This is a genomic window from Mesorhizobium sp. WSM4871 (assembly GCF_055811295.1).
Genome location: NZ_JBVVPU010000013.1, coordinates 135,381 through 154,482 on the forward strand (window position 1 = coordinate 135,381; position 19,102 = coordinate 154,482).

Sequence of the window (19,102 nt, forward strand, 5' to 3'; positions counted from 1 at the left end):
CATGGCAAAGCTCCTGATTGTCGAGGACGATGAGTCCGTTCGCACCCTCGCGGCCCGCGCGCTCGAACGCGCCGGGCATGTGATCGACATCGCCGCCGATGGCGCGCAAGGGCTTGCCCTGATCCGCGCCGCATCTGGCGGCTACGACCTCGTGCTGTCCGATATCCGCATGCCGGAGATGGATGGCATCGAGATGGCCAAGGCGTCGGCCGCTCTCTTCCCGGCGATGAAGATCATGCTGATGACCGGCTATGCCGACCAGCGCGAGCGCGCCGAGGAACTGAACGGCATCATTCGCGACGTCGTCCAGAAACCGTTCACGCTGGCCGAAATCCGCGCGCGTGTCGAACAGGCGCTTGCCTGTTTCGCCTGATCGGGTTCATGCGGGATCGCAGGTCGCCGCAATTGCCGGTTCGCCGGTCAGACGCCGGCTGGCATTAAGCGCGAACAGACCGGCGCCGATGATGAGGGCCGCGCCGATGACGGTGGTCGCTCGCGGCACCTCGGCAAAGAACAGGAAACCCCACAGCGGCGTCCAGATGATGCCGGTGTATTCGAAGGTGGCGACGCGGTTGGCGGGCGCCAGCCGGTAGGCCTGCGACAACAGGATCATCCCGGCCGAGGCGACGAAGCCGCAGGCGCCCATCTTGAGGAAATCGGCCATTGTCGGCCAGATCCATGGCCTGACCAGGAATTCGAGGCTGGGGTGGACCGCATGGGTTATGCCGGCCATCCAAAACAACCCGGCGACCACCGCAGCGCCCACCAGATAGGCGCCGTTCTGGTAGAACGCCATGACGGTGGAGGATTCGGTGTCGCCGATCTTGCGGGCCATCAGTTGCGAAAAACCGTAAAGCGCCGCCGAGGCCAGCGACAGCAGCGCCGCCCAGTCGAACAGCCCGGCGCCCGGGCGCAACATCACCAGCACGCCAAGCAGGCCGACCAGGACAGTGGCCAGCGTCCGCCAGGAGACATGTTCGCCAAGGTAGGGTCCGGCCAGGGCCATGATGAACAGCGGCGCCATGAAGTAAAGCGCCACCGCGTCGGCCAGTGGCAGGGCGGCGATCGCCAGATAGTAGACCGTGTAGGACGAGAACTGGATGAAGGCGCGCATCGTCAGCATGCCAAACCGCTTCGAAAGTATTGCCTGCAATCCGACATCGGCGTGGACGAGAAAGATCAGGATCGGCAGGGCGACGATCGAGCGAATGGCCATCACCTCGGTCACCGGATAGGTGCTCGATACGGCCTTGACCAATGGATCCTGGAGCGAGAACACCAGCACGCCGAGGCAAAGGCTTGCCATGCCGAGGACGATCCGGTTCTGCATGCGATTTCACAGGCTCCTTGCGCGCGGCCTCGAAGACCGGGCCTACTTTGGGGTAAAAAGAACCCGCCACCGTTTCGGGCAGCGGGTATGAGTGAGGACTCTTCAGATTGGTCCGCGGCCGATTTCGCGGCCGCATATCCAATGGGTGGATGAAGTATCTTCTCGCGTTTGACATGTTGCAAACGAATTGGAATGATGCCTGCAATCAGATTTTCTTATGGCGGATAGCATGCGGCCAACCCTCGACAGTGACCTGTTGCGCACCTTCGTCGCGGTTGCCGACACCGGCAATTTCACCAAGGCAGCCGAGCAGGCCGGCCGCACCCAGTCGGCGGTCTCGATGCAGATGAAGAAGCTGGAAAGCCTGGTCGGCGACAGCCTGTTCGAGCGCGGCTCGCGCGGCGTGGCGCTGACGCGGCGCGGCGGTGAGCTTATCGGCAACGCCCGGCGCATCGTGTCGCTGCTCGAGGAGACCGCGGCGTCGATGGCCGCGGCGCCGCTTGGCGGACCGGTGCGCATCGGCATCCCGGAAGAATATGGTCACGCCATCCTGTCGCGCGCGCTCGGCGCCTTCGCCAAGCGCCATCCTCAGGTCGAAGTTACCGTGCGCTATGCACATTCCGGTGCCCAGATAGCGGCGCTCGCCACCGGCGAGCTCGATCTGGCGGTGGTGTTCGAATGGCAGGATCTTTCCGGCGGCGAGGTGCTGATGCAGGATCCGACCGTGTGGGTAACGTCGGAACTGCATCACATGCATGAGGAGCGCCCGGTGCCGATCGCGCTCTACAACCACGCCGGCTGGTGCAAGGATTTCGCCATCAAGTCACTGGAGCAGCGCGGTCTCGCCTATCGCGTCGCCTATACCAGCGATACCAATGGCGGCCTCAAGCTCGCCGTCACCTCCGGGCTGGCGATCGCGCCGATCTCGCGCAGCAACATACCGGCCGGTTGCCGGGAACTCGCCGCCGCCGACGGGTTCTGCGACATCGACGCCTCGAATGTCGTGCTGCGCCGCAACCCGAACGCTTCCGGCGAGGCCATAGACGGCATGCAAGAGGCGATCCGCGAGGCGTTCACCAACCGGTAGAGCAAGTTGCTACCGGATGCCCTCATAGAAGGTCAGCCGGTTGCCGAATGGGTCGCCGACAGTGATTTCCCTCGTCTTCCACGGCGTCTCTTCAAGCCCCGGCCTGGCGAAACGGTAATTCCTGGTCGTCAATTCGCGGTGCAGCCCCGCAATGTCGGTCACCTCGATCCGCACGTGGACGCCTGGCGCGCCGTCGCCGTGATGTTCGCTCAGATGCAGCACGCAGCCGTCACGCGAAATCCCCATATAGAGGGGAGCGTTGTCGTCGAAGCGGTGCTCGAACTGCACCTCAAAGCCGAGAAAGCCGACATAAAATTCATGCGCCTTGGCGATGTCGAAGATGCGCAGGATCGGGGTGACGGCGCCGAGTTTCACCATAGTGGTCTCAGTGGTTCATGCTTAAGGCGATGGGGTGAGGGGAGTTATTTCAGCTCCAGCAGCCGCTCCAGATAGCTGCGTTCGATATCCGGGCTGAGCGCATTGCCGAGCCGCTTGCGGATCGCTTCGAGAATCTGGCGGGCGCGTTGGACGTCGATCTCGTCCGGCACCTTCACCGATTCGCCGAAATCGGGACCTTGGGTGGCGCGCGGCCGGCCGAGCGGGTCGCGGTCGGCATTCTGCTGGCGGCCGCCTTCTCCGTTGCCGCCCTGGTCGCCCTGCATGGCCTGCAATTGCTTCATCATGTCCTTGGCGCCCTTGCGCAACGCCTCCAGCGCGCGGCCCTGATGACCGACAGCCTGATCGCCGTCGCCTTCGCCAAGCGACTGTTCGGCATTGCCCATGGATTTGCCGGCATCGCCAAATCCCTCACTGGGCTCGAGCCCCATGCCTTCCAGCCCTTTCTTCAGCTGATCGAGGTCGCCTTGCAGCTTGCCCTGACCCTCCTGCAACTGCTTCAGCGCATCGGCGAATTCCTGCGGCGTCATCGGCTTCGGCCGGCCAAGCGGATCGCGATCATCGCCCGGGCCGGGCTTGCCCTGTTCGCCCATCGGACCCTGCTCGCCATTCTCACCGAGCTGCTCGTCGCGATTCTGGCCGCGCTGGCGCTCGCCACGCTGCATCTGGTCCATGCGGAACGTGTCGTTCATCATCTCCTGCTGGCGCCGCATGATCTCGCCGAGCTTGTCCATCTGCTGGCGCATCTCGCTGTCCTGCTCGCCACCGCCCGGTTGCTGGCGCCCGGCCTGCAGATTGTTCATCATGTCCTGCAGTTGCGAGAGCAGTTGCTGCGCGTTGTCGCGATCGCCTGATTTCGCCAGATTCTCGATCTGGTCCATCATGCGTTCGATGTCGCTCTGGCGCAGTTCCTGGCCGTTCTGCTGCATCTGAGGCGCATTCGGATTCTGCTGCGCGCGCGCCGCGAATTCCTGCAGGAACTGGTTCATCGCCTCGCGCAGTTCCTTCATCGCCTTGTCGATTTCTTCGTCGCTGGCACCGTTCTTGATGGCATCCTGCAGCGCCTGCTGGGCCTGGCGCAGCCGCCTCTCGGCCGCCGACAGATTGCCCTCCTCGATGCCGAGCGCGATCTCCCAGAGATAAGACACTTCGTCGCGCAACTTGTCGTCGCTGTCGGCCATCTTCAGGCGGCTGCGCGCGCTCATGATGGCGAGGTAGTGAGCCATGTTGTCGAACGTGTCTTCGGGCCGAAGCGTGATCGCGTCCATCAGGTCGAGCACCCGGCTCTTGGCATTGGCGTCGAGCGCCAGCATCCGGCGCTGCTCGATCACGGCGCGCGCCAGCGGATTGGAGAATGGCCGCTCCGGCATCACCAGCGTCTTGGTTTCGCTGGTTGCCGTATGTCCGGCATCGTCAGTGGCGACAAGCGTCAGCTTGATCTTGCCGCCGGCCCAGACATGTTCGGTCAGGTCCTTCGTGGCCTTGGCGGCATTGCCGCCGCGGCGCGGCAAGGCCAATGGCATTTCGGGCGGGCCATAGAGCGGACGCGCATTCGGCGCCTGCGGGTCGGCCAAGGCGAAGCTCGCCTTGGCCGAGGCCGCGCCATAGTCGTCATCGATCTGGTAGTTGAGTTCGAAAGCGCCATTGGCGGCGCGCTTGGGCTCGCCGACGAAGCGGATCTGCGGCGGCTTGTCGGGGATCACCGCGAAGGCCCAGCGGCCAAGTTCGTCGTCAGCCGATTTCAGCGTCAGCGTGCCGTTGGCCGTAAGCTTGCCGGTGAACTGGCGCACGGTGGAGGGCGCCACGGGGGAAGGAGGCGCCGGGTTTGCCGGCGGCTTGGCTGCCGCGGCCTGCGGGTCGATGGCGCGGGCATTGCCGCTGGCGTCGGCATAGCTCAGCGTTTCCTCGCCCGACCCGCCGGTGACGCGCAGCGACACGTCGCTGCCTTCCGGCACGGTGAAGGCGGGCGCCGCCTGATTGACGTTGGTGGCGTTGGCGGCCGTGGAGACAGGGGCCGTAAGGAAGATCGGCGGCCTGCCGGTATAGGCAGGCGGCGTCACCCAGGCGTCGACGCGCGGCGGTACCACGTCGCGCGCCGCATTGGCGCTGAATCCGTCCGTCATGCGACCGCCGGACGGCCCGAAGGAAAAGGCAAAAGCGGTAACGAGCAGAAGCGCCGCCACGGCGCGCAGTCCCCACGGGTCGCGCTCGGGTACGCGCGTGCGTGGCAGGTCGGCGCCGAGCTGGTCGAGCTTTTCGGCCATGCGTTTCTGGTGCTCGCGCCACAACGCCTGCGAAAAGCCGCTTTCCTTGCCGCTCGGACGGTCGGTCTGCACCAGCACCGGGCTGTGCAGCAGTTCATTGGCCGCCTCGATACGCCGGTCGACTTCGGCGCTGGACGGCATCCGGAAGAAACGCAAGGGGTAGAGTGCGCCAAGGGCTGCGATGGCGAATGCCGCGACGACGCCGATGCGCGCCATGTCGGGCAGGAGAGGGAAGAGGCCGAGCCACGAGACGCTGAGGAACAGGCTGGCGATGATGATCAGCGGCAGCAGCAACGGCCAGCCGCACTCGACCGTCATGGAAACCCGCGTCGCCAGCCGGCTCAGGGCAAGGCGCCCGGCCAGGCTGCGATCGCTGGTGAAGGTGGGTCGTTGCGTCATCGGCCCTTCCTGGTCGGGCGGGATAGCCCGAACCTCACGGGTAGAAGAATAGCAACAAACACGGCGAAGGCGAGGCGGTTCCCAAAAACGTGAAGGGGATTGCAGCCATTATCGTCAGAATTTCGCCGGATTCGTGTTCGCGCCGCAGACCAGAACGGCAATACGCTCGCCCTCAGACGGCACGTAGCGGCCCGACAGGAGGGCCGCGAAGGCCGCCGCGCCGCCGGGCTCGGAGATGATTCGCACCCGGTCCCAAAGTGCCGCCTGCGCTGCAATGATGTCGTCGTCGCTGACCAGTATGGAACGTTCGACGAAGGCCTCGGCGATCGGAAACATCTTTTCGCCGACGCGCTTGGGCGCCAGCGAATCCGCGGCGATGCCTTCGGCCGGCGCGTCGACCGGCCGCCCGGCCTCGAAGGCGCGGTAGAGCGTCGGCGCGCCTTCCGGCTCGACGGCGATGATCCTGATGCGGCCGGCGAACCAGGCGGCGATGCCGCCGATCAGCCCGCCGCCGCCGACAGCGACCAGAAGCGTGTCGAGCTTGGGCAGCTCGGCTTCGATCTCGAGGCCGAGCGTGCCTTGCCCGACCAATGTCTCCTCCTGGTTGAAGGCGTGGATCTGCAATGCGCCGGTCTTTTCGGCGAAGCTCTCGCTGGCGGCCAATGCCTCGGCGTAGCGGGCGCCACCGACAATCAGATCGGCGCCATAGCCGCGGATACGGTCGAGCTTGGCCGGCGGGCTCACCTCGGGAACGAAGATGGTCGCCTTGTGGCCAAGCCGCATGGCGGCATAGGCGACGGCGGCGCCATGATTGCCGCCCGATGCCGCGACGACGCCAGCCTTCGGCACGGCCCGCTCGAGAAGATTGGTGAACGCGCCGCGCGCCTTGAACGAGCCGGAATGCTGCAGGCATTCGAGCTTCAGGTCGACGCCGAGAGCCGGGCGGTCGAAATCGGCCATGTCGACGCGCAGCACCGGCGTGCGGCGCACGAAGGGCCGGATGCGCGTTTCCGCGGCGGCAATGCGTTCGCGCGTGATCGTATTTGGCATGGCTTGTTCTCGCCTCCCGGGATTGACATTACTTAGTAACTTAGCAAAATGACTAAATGCAAGAGGTCGATGTCTTCAAAGCGATCGCCAACGAGCGCAGGCTGCATATCCTCGACTGGCTGAAGGATCCGCGCGCCCATTTCCCACGCCAAGCCGATGGCGATCTGGTCGAGGACGGTGTCTGCGCGCTGCTGATCGCCGAAAAACTCGGCATTACTCAGGCGACACTCAGCGAGCACATGCGGGTGCTCACGCAGGCAGGCCTGCTGCAAGCCAAGCGGATCAAGCAGTGGACGTTCTATCGCCGCGACGAAGACGGGATCGCCAAGACAAGGGCGCTTGTTCTGCACCGATTGTAGACTGCTCTGGAATTCCGGGGCTATTTCAACCAGTCGGGCAGCGAATCCAGCCCGATCAGCTCGTCATAGGTCTGGCGCGGACGCACGACGTGGAAGCGATCGCCGTCGACCAGCACCTCGGGCACCAGAAGCCGGCTGTTGTAGGTGCCGGCCTGCACCGCGCCATAGGCGCCGGCGGTGGCGATGGCGATGAGGTCGCCGGACTTGAGCCGGGGCAAGTCGCGGTCCAGACCGAGATAGTCGCCGGTCTCGCAGACCGGGCCGACGACGTCGACTGTCATGCGCGGCGCCGTTGCCGGCTGCTGCACCACCGGCCTTATGTCGTGAAAAGCGTCGTAGAGTGTCGGACGGACCAGATCGTTCATCGCGGCATCGACGACGAGGAAGTTCTTGGCGTCGCCTTCCTTCACGAAGATCACTTCCGATACGAGAATGCCGGCATTGCCTGATATCAGCCGGCCGGGCTCGAACATAACCTTCAGTCCAAGCTTGGTGACGTGCTTCCCGACGATCTCGGCATAGGCGTCCGGGAGCGGCGGCGGGCTGTTGTCGACGCGGTAGGGAATGCCGAGGCCGCCGCCGAGATCGATATGCTCGATGGCGTGCCCGTCGGCGCGCAGCGTGCCGACCAGTTCGACCAGCAGCGCGAAAGCGTCGTCGAAGGGCTGCAGCTCGGTAATCTGGCTGCCGATATGGGTGTCGATGCCGGTGATCTTGATGCCCGGCAGCTCGGCCGCGCGGGCGTAGACCTGGCGCGCCTTTTGCCAGGGAATGCCGAACTTGTTCTCGGCCTTGCCGGTGGAGATCTTCTTGTGCGTCCTGGCATCGACATCCGGATTGATGCGCAGCGAGACCGGCGCGACCTTGCCGAGTGCGGTGGCCCGGACCGACAGCAGCTCGAGTTCCGGTTCGGATTCGACGTTGAAGCAGAGGATGCCGGCCGAGAGCGCGAAATCCATTTCTCGCGCTGTCTTGCCGACGCCCGAAAACAGTATCTTGTTGGCCGGAATGCCGGCGGCGAGCGCCCGGCGCAATTCGCCTTCCGAGACCACATCGGCGCCGGCGCCAAGCCTGGCCAGCGTTTTCAGCACCGCCTGGTTGGAGTTCGCCTTCATGGCATAGCAGACCAGCGCGTCGAGGCCGGTAAAGGCGTCGGTGAAGACGCGAAAATGCCTGGTCAGCGTCGCCGTCGAATAGCAGTAGAAAGGCGTGCCGACGCTGGCCGCGATATCTGAAATCGCGACGTCCTCGGCATGCAGCACGCCGTCGCGGTAGTCGAAATGGTTCACGAGAATGGTTCCGGAAGTTGGAGCACGCTGCGATCGGCTGATCTCATCGGCTCTAGATCTTGTTTTTTCGCGTGATCCTGTCCGAAAGTCTGGAACTTTTTGCTTCGCTGACCTTCGGTTCGGGATCACGCTAGAGCAGCGGGTCGAGAATGAACTTCTTGTCCTCGACCGGTTTTTCCGGCTCCGGCGGGAGCGGCTGCTTGGCCTTTTCGGCGTCCTTGCGGGCCTGCACGGCAGCCTCGTAAGGCGTGTCGAGACCGGCTTTCCTGCCGCAGGCCGTAACGGTCGCGATCACCGCCAGCAGCGTCAACGTTACCAAAATCCTGCTTCCGGTCATCGATCCATCCGTCCGAAACTTTTGCGTGCCGCCGCTTTTAGCCGAGTTTTCGGCGCATTGCACCCTGGCTCAGGCCTTGGCGAGCCGCTTTTTCCAATAGCGTATCTGCTTCCTCACTTCCGACGGTGCGGTGCCGCCGAAGCTCACGCGGCTCTTCACCGAATTCTGCACGGCAAGCACCGAAAAGATATCAGCCGTGATGTCAGGATGAACGCATTGCAGATCCTGGAGGGAAAGCCTGTCGAGCCCAACCTTTTTCTCCTCGGCCAGTGCTACAGCGCGGCCGGTGACGTGATGCGCCTCACGGAACGGCAGGCCGAGCGTGCGCACCAGCCAGTCGGCAAGATCGGTGGCCGTCGAATAGCCGGCGCCGGCCGCCTTTTTCATCGCTGCGGCGTTGACCGTCATGTCGCGCACCATGCCGGTCATCGCCGCCAGCATCAGGTCGAGCGTCTCGGCGGCGTCGAATACGGATTCCTTGTCCTCCTGCATGTCCTTGCCATAGGTCAGCGGCATGCCCTTCATGACGGTCAGCAGGCCGACCAGATGGCCGGTGACGCGGCCGGTCTTACCGCGCACCAGTTCGGCGGCGTCGGGGTTCTTCTTCTGCGGCATGATCGAGGAGCCGGTGGAAAATGAGTCCGACAGCCTGACGAAGCCGAATTGCGGCGTCGACCAGATGATGATCTCTTCGGCCAGCCGCGACAGATGCGTGGCGCAGATCGCCGCGACGCCCAAGAATTCCAGTGCGAAATCGCGGTCCGAAACGCTGTCCAGAGAATTGCGCATCGGCTCGCGGAAGCCGAGATCCTTCGCCGTCTTGTGCCGGTCGATGGGAAAGCTGGTGCCGGCGAGGGCTGCGGCGCCGAGCGGGCTTTCGTCCATCCGCTCGATGGCATCGCGAACACGTGACAAATCGCGCGAGAACATCTCGACATAGGCCATGCAGTGATGGCCGAAGGTCACCGGTTGCGCCGCCTGCATGTGGGTGAAGCCCGGCATCACCGTTGCCGCATGCTCCTCGGCCCGCTCCAGAAAGGCCGCGATCAGGCCTTTCAGCGCCTCGGCGACGCGCAAACACTCGTCCTTGACCCAGAGCCGCAGGTCGACCGCCACCTGGTCGTTGCGCGAGCGGGCGGTGTGCAGGCGGCCGGCGGCCGGGCCGATCAGTTCGGCAAGGCGGGCCTCGACATTCATGTGGATGTCTTCCAGCCGGGTCGAGAACTCGAACGTGCCGGCTTCGATCTCTGTCAGGATCGTGTTCAGCCCGTGAGCGATTTTTTCTTGATCGGCTGCCGAAATAATGCCCGTTTCAGCCAACATCTCGCTATGGGCGATCGAACCTCTGATGTCTTGCGCATAGAGTTTGCGGTCGAACGAGATCGACGCGTTGATCGCTTCCATGATCGCGGCCGGACCCGAGGCAAAACGTCCGCCCCACATCTGGTTGCTGGCCTTCTTGTCGCTCATCGCTATAACCCGTTGTTCCGGAGCAGTTTTTAAGACATGGCAGACGGCAATAGATTCTTCCCGGCCCCGCGCCTTATCCTCGCCGCCCTGGTGGCGGGCGTGCTGGCGGGCGCGGTCGCGGTATATGTCAGCGAGAGCGGTTCTGGCAACAACGCCCCGGCACAAGTCGCTGCCGGTGACAGCAAGGACGATGTCGCCTGCGCCGCCAAGGCCGACCGCGCCAAGAAGGTCGCCGCGGCCGCCACCGGCCAGGTGGCGGCGCTTTTGCCGGCTGACCCGCCGCAATCGCTGAAGAGTCTCGCCTTCAACGGCCCCGACGGCAAGCCGATGACGCTCGCCGACCATGCGGGAAAAACGGTGCTGCTCAATCTGTGGGCTACATGGTGCGCGCCCTGCCGCGCCGAAATGCCGGCGCTCGATGCGCTGCAAAAGGACAAAGGCAGCGACGCCTTCCAGGTTGTAGCGGTCAATGTCGATGCCGGAGACGATGCCAAGCCGAAGAAGTTCCTCAGGGATATCGGCATCGAGGCGCTCGACTACTACCGCGATTCGACGATGGCGCTGTTCAACGATCTCAAGACGCGCGGCCTGGCGCTCGGCTTGCCGGTCACCATGCTGGTTGATGGCGAAGGCTGCCTGATCGCGCATATGAACGGCCCGGCCGAATGGTCGAGCCCGGACGCCAAGCGGCTGGTCGAGACGGCGCTCAGACCGTCAGACTGAGCGCGGGCAATCGGCGTTTGTCGCAGGTCGCGGTCGCGTTTCGTTAGGGCAGTAAGCCGGCTTACCAATTCCTTTCCGCCGTCTCTCTTCGGAAGCGAGTGTTACCTCGGACGGAGATGAAGTTCATCGATCCGCAACAAAACCGTTGTCCGATTGTCACAAGCGCCACATATTGCCTCTGCGGGAGTGCCCCTTTCGCCAATGACAAACGGGAGATGAAACATGAAGTTGTTCGGCTTCGCGGCCAGTGTTGCCGCCACATTGACCTTGCTTTCCACCACATCCGCCTTTGCGGTCACGCAGATAAGCTGGTGGCATGCCATGACCGGCGCCAACGCCGAGGTCGTCGACAAGATCTCCAAGGATTTCAATGCGAGCCAGAGCGAGTATGAGCTCGTTCCGGTGTTCAAGGGCACCTATCCCGAGACGCTGAATGCCGGCATCGCCGCGTTCCGTGCCGGACAGGCGCCCGATATCCTGCAGGTGTTCGATGTCGGCACCGGCGTGATGATGGCGGCCGAGGGCGCGATCAAGCCGGTGGCCGATGTGATGACAGGTGCTGGGATGACCTTCGACAAGAGCCAGTATCTACCCGGCATCGTCGGCTATTATTCGAAGCCGGACGGCACCATGCTGTCCTTCCCTTACAACTCTTCCTCCCCGATCCTGTACTACAACAAGGACATCTTCCAAAAGGCGGGTCTCGACGTGAACAATCCGCCCAAGACCTGGAACGAGGTTTGGGATGCCGCCAAGAAGATCAAGACGAGCGGCGCGGCCCCTTGCGGCTACACCTCGACCTGGCTGACCTGGATTCATCTGGAGAATTTTGCGGCTTGGAACGATGTGCCGTGGGCCACACAGCAGAACGGCCTGGCCGGCGGTGATGTCGAGCTCAAGATAAACGCGCCGATTTTCGTCAACCATTTCCAGGCGCTGGCAGACCTCGCCAAGGATGGTACGTTCAAATATGGCGGGCGCACCTCCGAAGCCAAGCAGATATTCCTTGCCGGCGAATGCGGCATCTTCACCGAATCGTCGGGCGGCCTTGGCGACATCGTCAAGTCCGGCATGAACTATGGTATCGGCCAGCTTCCCTATGATACCGATGCCAAGGGCGCACCGCAGAACACAACCCCGGGCGGTGCCAGCCTCTGGGTGTTCGGCAACAAGTCGGACGAGGAATACAAGGGCGTCGCGGCCTTCTTCGCCTATCTGTCCAAGACAGATGTGCAGGAATATCTGCACCAGAAGTCGGGTTATCTGCCGGTGACGCTCGCTGCATACGAGGCGACCAAAAAATCAGGGTTCTATGACAAGAACCCCGGCCGCGAGACACCCATTCTGCAAATGACGGGCAAGGCGCCGACCGACAACTCGAAGGGCGTGCGCCTGCCGAATCTGCCGCAGGTGCGCGATATCCAGAACGAGGAGTTCGAAAAGATGCTGGCCGGTCAGCAAACCGCTCAGCAGGCGCTTGACAATGCTGTCACACGCGGCGACGCGGCGATCAAGGAAGCGCTCGAGAACTGACGAGGTTTATCTCGGTCAGTCGGTTGCAATAACGCCCACGCGAGCTCGCGTGGGTAACTTCTGAATAGCGAGGGAAATCAGCCCTGTCTCCACGCGTCGTCTTTCCCAACAAGATCCTGCCCTACTTGCTGGTGGCGCCACAACTCGCCATAACACTGGTTTTCTTCTACTGGCCGGCCGGTCAGGCGGTTTACCAGTCGATGCTCAGGCAAGATCCGTTCGGGCTAAGGACCAAGTTCGTCTGGTTCGCCAATTTCCGGAAGGTGCTGGCCGACCCGGCATATCTCAACTCGATCAAGGTCACGGTGGTTTTTTCGCTTGCGACCGCGATCGTCGCCATGGGCGTGGCGCTGCTGCTTGCCGTGATGGCGGAGAAAGTGGTGCGCGGCAAAGGTCTCTATCGGACGCTGATGATCTGGCCTTACGCGGTAGCCGCGGCTATTGCCGGCATGCTTTGGCTGTTCCTGTTCAATCCGTCGATCGGCTCGCTGGCCTATTTGCTGAGAAATCTCGGTATTGCCTGGGACCCCCTGCTCAACGGCACCCACGCCATGATCCTGCTGGTGTCGGCCGCGGCCTGGAAGCAGATCAGCTACAATTTCCTGTTCTTCGTCGCCGGCCTGCAGGCGGTGCCGAAAACGCTGATCGAGGCGGCGGCCATGGACGGCGCCCGCGACACCAAGCGCTTCTGGACGATCGTCTTCCCCCTGCTTGCGCCGACGACCTTTTTCCTGCTGGTCGTCAACACCGTCTATGCCCTGTTCGACACGTTCGGCATCGTCCATGCTGTCACCGGCGGCGGGCCGGGCAAGGCGACCGAGACGCTGGTCTACAAGGTCTACAACGATGGTTTCGTCAATCTGATCCTCGGCGATTCAGCAGCGCAGTCGGTCATCCTGATGGCCATCGTCATTGCGCTTACCGCCATCCAGTTCCGCTACGTGGAACGCAAAGTGCATTACGGCTGAGGGCAGCGATGATCGGCCAGTCCCCGCTCCGCACCTTCATCGCCCATGCCGTGCTCATCCTTGGCATATTGATCGTGGCTTTTCCGATCTACTACACGTTCGTGGCATCGACACACACGCTGCAAACGATCCTCAGGCCGCCGCTGCCGCTCTTGCCCGGCGACCAGCTCTGGAACAACTACAGCGAGGCGCTGTTCGGCGGCATTGGTCGCATCGGCGGTGTCAGCGTCGGCAGGCTGCTCCTCAACACCACGATCATGGCGCTCGGCGTGGCGGTGGGAAAAATCTTCATCTCGATCCTGTCGGCATACGCGATCGTGTTCTTCCGCTTTCCCCTGCGCATGACCTTCTTCTGGCTGATCTTCATCACCTTGATGCTGCCCGTGGAGGTGCGCATCCTGCCGACTTACAAGGTGATGGTCGATCTCGGCATGATCGACACCTATGCGGGCCTGATCATCCCGTTGATCGCCTCGGCCACCGCAACGCTGCTGTTCCGCCAGTTCTTCATGACCATTCCGGGTGAACTGGTCGAAGCGGCGCGGATTGACGGCGCCGGGCCCTGGCGGTTCTTCTTCGATATTCTCCTGCCGCTGTCGCGCACCAACATCGCGGCGCTGTTCGTCATCCTCTTCATCTATGGCTGGACGCAGTATCTGTGGCCGTTGCTCGTCACCAACAGCAACGACATGAACACCATCGTCATCGCCCTGAGAAAGATGGTGTCCTTCGCCGATGCCGACACCCAATGGCATCTGGTCATGGTCACGGCGATGCTGGCCATCGTGCCGCCGATCCTGGTGGTGGTGCTGATGCAGCGCTGGTTCGTGCGCGGCCTGGTCGATTCCGAAAAGTGAGAGGCTGATGGCTACCGTCGATCTGAAGGATGTGAAGAAGGTCTATCCCGGCGGGGTCGAAGCGGTGAAGGGCGTCTCCATCGCCATTCCCGATAAAGAGCTCTGCGTGCTGGTCGGTCCATCCGGCTGCGGCAAGTCCACCCTTCTCAGAATGATCGCCGGGCTGGAGACCATTTCCGCCGGCACGGTCGCCATCGACGGCAAGGTGGTCAACACAATCGGTCCGACCGAGCGCGACATCGCCATGGTGTTCCAGAACTACGCCCTCTACCCGCATATGAAGGTCTACGACAACATGGCCTATGGGCTGCGTAACCGTGGCACGCCGAAGGCCGAGATCGACAGCAGGGTGCGCTCGACGGCCAAGGTGCTGGAGCTTTCGGCGCTGCTCGACCGCCGCCCGCGCGAGCTGTCTGGCGGTCAGCGCCAGCGTGTCGCCATGGGCCGCGCGATTGTGCGCAATCCGAAGGTCTTCCTGTTCGACGAACCACTTTCCAACCTTGACGCCAAATTGCGCGGCCAGATGCGGGTCGAGATAAAGAATCTGCAGCGCACGCTCGGCGTTACTTCTGTTTACGTGACGCATGACCAACTCGAGGCGATGACGTTGGCCGATATCCTCGTCGTGATGAATGGCGGACTGGTCGAGCAGATGGGCGCTCCGCTCGATATCTACGAGAAACCGGCCTCGACCTTCGTCGCCTCCTTCATAGGCGCGCCGCCGATGAATCTTCTGGCGCTGGCTGGAGGTTCCTCGGGGCCAATATTGGCCGACGGTACGGCGATCGGCTTGGCACCTCCCGCAACAAACGCCGCGACACTCGGTTTTCGCCCGGAAGATGCCGATGTCACCTTTAATGCGGAGGCGCCGCCCAGAGCGCTCGTTTTGCCGGCGACAGTCGAGGCGGTCGAACCAGTGGGCGCCGAAAGCTTTCTTCACTGCTCGGCAGGCGGCAGCCGTATCGTCGTGCGCGTCTCAGGTCGCGCCACCGCCAAACCCGGCGACCAGTTGCGCGTCGTGGCCAAGTCCGAAAAGCTGCACTGGTTCGATCGGGCTGGTAAACGGGTCGATTGAAGCCAGCCTATCGTCCTGACCAGCGAGCTGCGAGAGACGCAAGAGCGTTCAGGCGAATACATGCGCCTTGCCGGACACGGTCAGCCGCACGATCTCGCCGACGACAGGCGTGTCCATGCCTGGCTTGCGCAGGATCAACGGCGTGTTGCCGATCGCGGCGGCGTCGGGCGGATCGGGACTGTTCAGCAGCCGCACAGCGATAGTGCACATGGAGCCGGCGAATTCGGATTCCGTCACCTCGCCGAACAGCATCTCCGGCGTGCCCGACATGCCTTCGCGCGACGTTCGTTTCAACAGCACCTGTTCCGGCCGCAGCATGATGCGGGCGACGTCGCGCCGTTCCCTGGTGTCGACGGCGATGCGGCCGAGCGGCGAGCTGGCGAAGCCATCGGCGATCTTCGCCGGCAAGATGATGGCGTCGCCAAGGAATTCGGCAATCATGCGGTCTTTCGGCTGGAGATAGAGCTCGCGTGGTGTGCCGACCTGCGAGAACAGGCCGTCGCGCATCACAGCGACCTGGCTGGCGAAGGACAGCGCTTCGGCCTGGTCGTGGGTGACCAGGATGGTGGTGATGCCGGCCGCCTCCAGAAGCTCGGCGACCGCCTTGCGCATCGAGGCGCGCAGGCCGGTGTCAAGCGCCGAGAACGGCTCGTCGAGCAGCATCAGCCGTGGCTTCATCGCCATGGCGCGGGCCAGCGCCACGCGCTGCTGCTGACCGCCGGAGAGCTCGTGCGGCCGTCGCTTCAGGATCGCCTTGTCCAGGCCGACGATATAGGCGAGTTCGACGATGCGTTCGCTGCGCTTGTCCTCGCCGCGCGCCATGCCGAAGCCGATATTGTCGGCGATGCTCAGATGCGGAAACAGGGCGCCGTCCTGCGCCACCACGCCGATGCCGCGGCGATATGCCGGCACGGCAGCGCCGCCATTGGCCAGCACCTCGCCGTCGAGCACGATGCGGCCTTGGTCTGGCGCCTCGAAACCGGCGATCAGACGGAGCAAGGTCGTCTTGCCGCAGCCGGACGGCCCGACGATCGCCGTGCGGCTGCCGCTGGCCACGCTGAGGTCGACGCCGGCCAGTGCCGCTACCGAACCGTAGCGCTTGTGCACGTCGGTGAGTTCGAGAAAGCTCATCGTCCGGCCATTCGCTTCGACTGGACATAGAGCAGCCAGGTCAGCGGCAGCGACATCGCCACCATGATGAAGGCATAGGGTGCGGCCGCCGCATAGTCGATCTCGCCGCTGTAGGACCAGAACGCCATCGCCAGCGTGCGGGTGCCGTTCGGCGCCAGCATCTGCGTGGCGGTCAGTTCGTTCATGATGCCGAGCGCCACCAGCGCCATGCCCGCCGCCGCGCCCGGCGCCGACAGGCGGATCGTCGTCGACCACAGCGCCTTGAGCGGCGGCCGGCCGAGGCTGGAGGCGGCGCGTTCGAGCTCGACCGGCGCCTGCGCGATCGACGCCCTGAGGCTGATCAGGGCGCGCGGCAGGAACATCAGCGCATAGGCGACAAGGATGGTGAACAAGGTCTGGTAGAGCGGCAGGGCGATGCGCACGGTGATGGTGACCAGCGCCAGCGCCACGACCACGCCGGGTAGCGAACCGACGATGTAGTTGCAGCCCTCCAATAGACGCTGCAGCGGTCCCGGCGCGCGGATCGAGATCCAGGCCATCGGCATGGCGGCGAGGGTGGCAAGCAAGGCGCCGGCGAGCGCCAGGAACAGGGTCTGGCCGAGCGCCAGGCCGATCTCGTCGAGGCGCCAGACATCGGCGCCGCCGGCGATCAGCCAGCGACCGATGGTGATAAACGGCACGCCAAGCGCCAGCAGCGCGGTGACGGCAGGCAGAGCCAGGCAAGGGAGCGTGGCACGGCCGAGCCCGGTGCGCTGCTGCTGGCGTGCGGCGCCGGAGCCGACGCGGGCGTAGCGCTCCTCGCCGCGCACCAGCACTTCCAGCCCAAGCAGGACGAAGCAGCAGGTCACCAGCACGGCGGCCAGCATGTTGGCGGCGGGACCGTTGAAGGTCGACTGGAACTGGTCGACGATCGCCGTGGTGAAGGTGTCGAAGCGGATGAAGACGTAGAGGCCGTATTCGGCAAGCAGATGCAGGCCGACCAGCAGCGAACCGCCGCAGATGGCAAGCCTGAGCTGCGGCAGCACCACGCGGGCGAACACGCGCCACGGACCGAGACCGAGCGCCGCGGCGGCGTCTTCGAGGGCGGGGTCGAGCCGGCGCAGCGCCGCCGCCACCGGCAGATAGAGGAACGGGAAATAGGCGATGACCGAAACCAGAACGCCGGCCCACAGGCCGTGCAGTCCAGGCACCAGGGTGATCCAGGCATAGGAGTGGACGAAGGCTGGAATGGCCAGCGGCGCCACCGATAGCCAGGCCCAGAGGCGGGCGCCGGGCAGGTCCGAGCGTTCGGTCAGCCAGGCCAGCGCCACCGAAAGCACGATCGAGATCGGAATGGCCAGCACCACCAAAAGCACGGTGTTGACCAGAAGCTCGCCAACACGCGGCCGGAAGACCAGCGTCGATACGGTTTCCCAGCCGGTCTGCACCGCGACCCATAAGATGAAGGCAAGCGGCAGCAGCGCAAACAGCGAGACGAGGATTGCGGCGAGCAAGATCCAGGATGGGGACCGAAGCCGGGCCGACCGGCCGGCAGCCAGGCCTGGGCGGGCAAGATCGGCCGCTGACTGCATCAGGCCGGACGCCATGCCGCCGCCCGCCGGCGGCAACGGTTGAAGGAACCGCGAACGCGGCCGGAAATGCAGTCTGCCGTCATGCTGGTCGTCATGGGGACGAATGCCATCTCGAAAACAGAGCGCTCCCGCGGAAAGCGAATTCCCGCAGGAGCGCAGTCGGTTGCTCTTTTAGGACGAATGCGGGCTAAAGCAAGCCGGCTGCCGTCATCAGATCGGTCACCTTCCTGGAATTCAGCGTCGCCGGATCGACCTTCGGCGCTTGCAGATCGGCCAGCGGCACCAGCTTGGGGTTGGACTCCGCGCCCTTGCCGACAGCGTACTCATAGGAAGTGCCGGTCTTCAGCACCTCCTGGCCGCCCTTGCCGGTCACCCATTTCAGGAACGCCTGGGCTTCCTTCGGGTGCTTGCTGGAGGCCAGCACGCCACCCCCCGAAATCGAGACGAAAGCGCCGGGGTCCTGGCTCTTGAAATAGTGCAGCGCGACGTTCTTGCTGTTCTCGCCGGTCTTGGCCTGATCGCCGAAATAGTAATAGTGGTAGATCACGCCGCCTTCGATCTCGCCGGCATTGACCGCCTTCATCACCGTGCCATTGCCCTTGTAGGCGGTGAAATTCTCTTTCATCGCCTTCAGCCAGTCGGTCGTGGCGGCCTCGCCCTTGAGCTGCAAGAGCGCGCTGACGATCGCCTGGAAGTCGGCGCCGGAGGGGGATGCGGCCCAACGGCCCTTCCAGCTCGGATCGGCAAGATCGAGCAGCGACTTGGGCAACTGGTCGGCGCTGAGCTTGGTCTTGTTGTAGGCAAAGACGGTGCTGCGCGCGGCAACGCCGACCCATTTGCCGGTGGTCGGCTGGTATTCCTTGGGAACCTGCGCCAGCGTGTCGGCATCGACGGGCGCGAACAGGCCCGATGCCTCGACCAGAGCCATGGCCGGGGAATTTTCGGTCAGGAACACATCGGCCGGCGAGGCGGCGCCTTCGGCAACGATCTGGTTGGAGAAATCGCTGTCGCCGCCATTGCGTAGCGTGACCTTGATGCCGGTTTCCTTGGTGAAGCCCTCGGCCCATTCCTTGGCCAGGCTTTCATGCTGGGCGTTGTAGACGACGATGCCGTCTTCCTCGGCCACTGCCGCGCCTATGATCAGGCCGATTGCCAGCGCGGCGCCGGCAAGGGTGGAAAGGGCAGATTTCATGGGCGTCGTCCTCGCTCTCGATGGTCTCTGAATTGGCACAGCTGCACCTAGCAATACCTGAATACAATAGT

At 63.8% G+C, this 19,102-nt stretch carries 18 protein-coding genes; 8 read left to right on the forward strand and 10 right to left on the reverse strand.

Annotation, left to right across the window (positions count from 1 at the left end; genetic code table 11):
* Window position 1 precedes the first annotated feature (1 nt).
* Window positions 2–373 carry a response regulator gene (locus AC0L2H_RS25265; protein ID WP_473592749.1) on the forward strand — a complete coding sequence of 124 codons (372 nt, stop codon included), beginning with the start codon at window positions 2–4 and terminating at the stop codon, window positions 371–373.
* 6 nt (window positions 374–379) lie between these two features.
* Here AC0L2H_RS25265 and AC0L2H_RS25270 read toward each other — a convergent pair whose 3' ends face one another.
* Window positions 380–1,330 carry a DMT family transporter gene (locus tag AC0L2H_RS25270; RefSeq protein WP_473592747.1) on the reverse strand — a complete coding sequence of 317 codons (951 nt, stop codon included), beginning with the start codon at window positions 1,328–1,330 and terminating at the stop codon, window positions 380–382.
* A 229-nt stretch (window positions 1,331–1,559) separates the two neighbouring features.
* Here AC0L2H_RS25270 and AC0L2H_RS25275 point away from each other — a divergent pair, with 229 nt between their 5' ends.
* Complete coding sequence (locus AC0L2H_RS25275) at window positions 1,560–2,417, forward strand: LysR family transcriptional regulator (protein WP_473592745.1); 858 nt, start codon at window positions 1,560–1,562, stop codon at window positions 2,415–2,417.
* A 9-nt stretch (window positions 2,418–2,426) separates the two neighbouring features.
* Here AC0L2H_RS25275 and AC0L2H_RS25280 read toward each other — a convergent pair whose 3' ends face one another.
* The 3 genes from AC0L2H_RS25280 to AC0L2H_RS25290 all read right to left on the reverse strand — a co-directional run bounded on the left by AC0L2H_RS25280 (window position 2,427) and on the right by AC0L2H_RS25290 (window position 6,526).
* A complete protein-coding gene (locus AC0L2H_RS25280) occupies window positions 2,427–2,795 on the reverse strand; it encodes a glyoxalase superfamily protein (protein WP_473592744.1) in 369 nt (122 codons plus the stop codon).
* 44 nt (window positions 2,796–2,839) lie between these two features.
* Window positions 2,840–5,476, reverse strand: coding sequence for a TIGR02302 family protein (locus AC0L2H_RS25285; protein ID WP_473592743.1), 2,637 nt, complete (start codon window positions 5,474–5,476; stop codon window positions 2,840–2,842).
* 114 nt (window positions 5,477–5,590) lie between these two features.
* Window positions 5,591–6,526: a threonine/serine dehydratase gene (locus AC0L2H_RS25290; protein WP_473592742.1), complete on the reverse strand. Its 936-nt coding sequence runs from the start codon at window positions 6,524–6,526 to the stop codon at window positions 5,591–5,593.
* A 56-nt stretch (window positions 6,527–6,582) separates the two neighbouring features.
* Here AC0L2H_RS25290 and AC0L2H_RS25295 point away from each other — a divergent pair, with 56 nt between their 5' ends.
* Window positions 6,583–6,885: an ArsR/SmtB family transcription factor gene (locus tag AC0L2H_RS25295; protein ID WP_473592741.1), complete on the forward strand. Its 303-nt coding sequence runs from the start codon at window positions 6,583–6,585 to the stop codon at window positions 6,883–6,885.
* A gap of 20 nt (window positions 6,886–6,905) precedes the next feature.
* Here the strand turns inward: AC0L2H_RS25295 and lysA are convergent, their stop codons facing one another.
* From lysA to argH, 3 genes are all read right to left on the reverse strand, one after another.
* Window positions 6,906–8,174 carry a diaminopimelate decarboxylase gene (gene lysA / locus AC0L2H_RS25300; protein ID WP_473592740.1) on the reverse strand — a complete coding sequence of 423 codons (1,269 nt, stop codon included), beginning with the start codon at window positions 8,172–8,174 and terminating at the stop codon, window positions 6,906–6,908.
* Window positions 8,175–8,304: 130 nt separating this feature from the next.
* Window positions 8,305–8,511: a lipoprotein gene (locus AC0L2H_RS25305; protein WP_473592739.1), complete on the reverse strand. Its 207-nt coding sequence runs from the start codon at window positions 8,509–8,511 to the stop codon at window positions 8,305–8,307.
* 69 nt (window positions 8,512–8,580) lie between these two features.
* A complete protein-coding gene (gene argH / locus AC0L2H_RS25310) occupies window positions 8,581–9,981 on the reverse strand; it encodes an argininosuccinate lyase (protein ID WP_473592738.1) in 1,401 nt (466 codons plus the stop codon).
* 36 nt (window positions 9,982–10,017) lie between these two features.
* Between argH and tlpA the strand changes: the two genes are divergently transcribed.
* The 5 genes from tlpA (at window position 10,018) to AC0L2H_RS25335 (ending at window position 15,137) form a co-directional block, all read left to right on the forward strand.
* Window positions 10,018–10,704, forward strand: coding sequence for a thiol:disulfide interchange protein TlpA (gene tlpA, locus AC0L2H_RS25315; RefSeq protein ID WP_473592737.1), 687 nt, complete (start codon window positions 10,018–10,020; stop codon window positions 10,702–10,704).
* A 222-nt stretch (window positions 10,705–10,926) separates the two neighbouring features.
* On the forward strand, window positions 10,927–12,237 hold the full coding sequence (gene ugpB / locus AC0L2H_RS25320; protein ID WP_473592736.1) for a sn-glycerol-3-phosphate ABC transporter substrate-binding protein UgpB: 1,311 nt from the start codon (window positions 10,927–10,929) through the stop codon (window positions 12,235–12,237).
* Window positions 12,238–12,320: 83 nt separating this feature from the next.
* The gene (gene ugpA / locus AC0L2H_RS25325; RefSeq protein ID WP_473592784.1) at window positions 12,321–13,205 is read left to right on the forward strand and encodes a sn-glycerol-3-phosphate ABC transporter permease UgpA; all 885 of its coding nucleotides are present in this window, start codon (window positions 12,321–12,323) and stop codon (window positions 13,203–13,205) included.
* A gap of 8 nt (window positions 13,206–13,213) precedes the next feature.
* On the forward strand, window positions 13,214–14,062 hold the full coding sequence (gene ugpE / locus AC0L2H_RS25330) for a sn-glycerol-3-phosphate ABC transporter permease UgpE (protein WP_097573673.1): 849 nt from the start codon (window positions 13,214–13,216) through the stop codon (window positions 14,060–14,062).
* A gap of 7 nt (window positions 14,063–14,069) precedes the next feature.
* Window positions 14,070–15,137: a sn-glycerol-3-phosphate import ATP-binding protein UgpC gene (locus tag AC0L2H_RS25335; RefSeq protein WP_473592734.1), complete on the forward strand. Its 1,068-nt coding sequence runs from the start codon at window positions 14,070–14,072 to the stop codon at window positions 15,135–15,137.
* Window positions 15,138–15,185: 48 nt separating this feature from the next.
* On the opposite strand, the gene AC0L2H_RS25340 is transcribed toward AC0L2H_RS25335, so the two are convergent.
* The 3 genes from AC0L2H_RS25340 to AC0L2H_RS25350 all read right to left on the reverse strand — a co-directional run bounded on the left by AC0L2H_RS25340 (window position 15,186) and on the right by AC0L2H_RS25350 (window position 19,031).
* Window positions 15,186–16,268, reverse strand: coding sequence for an ABC transporter ATP-binding protein (locus AC0L2H_RS25340; protein WP_473592732.1), 1,083 nt, complete (start codon window positions 16,266–16,268; stop codon window positions 15,186–15,188).
* Window positions 16,265–17,839 carry an ABC transporter permease gene (locus AC0L2H_RS25345; protein ID WP_473592783.1) on the reverse strand — a complete coding sequence of 525 codons (1,575 nt, stop codon included), beginning with the start codon at window positions 17,837–17,839 and terminating at the stop codon, window positions 16,265–16,267. The genes AC0L2H_RS25340 and AC0L2H_RS25345 overlap by 4 nt, the downstream gene beginning before the upstream one ends.
* Before the next feature lie 187 nt (window positions 17,840–18,026).
* The gene (locus tag AC0L2H_RS25350) at window positions 18,027–19,031 is read right to left on the reverse strand and encodes an iron ABC transporter substrate-binding protein (RefSeq protein WP_473592731.1); all 1,005 of its coding nucleotides are present in this window, start codon (window positions 19,029–19,031) and stop codon (window positions 18,027–18,029) included.
* Between the last annotated feature and the right edge of the window lie 71 nt (window positions 19,032–19,102).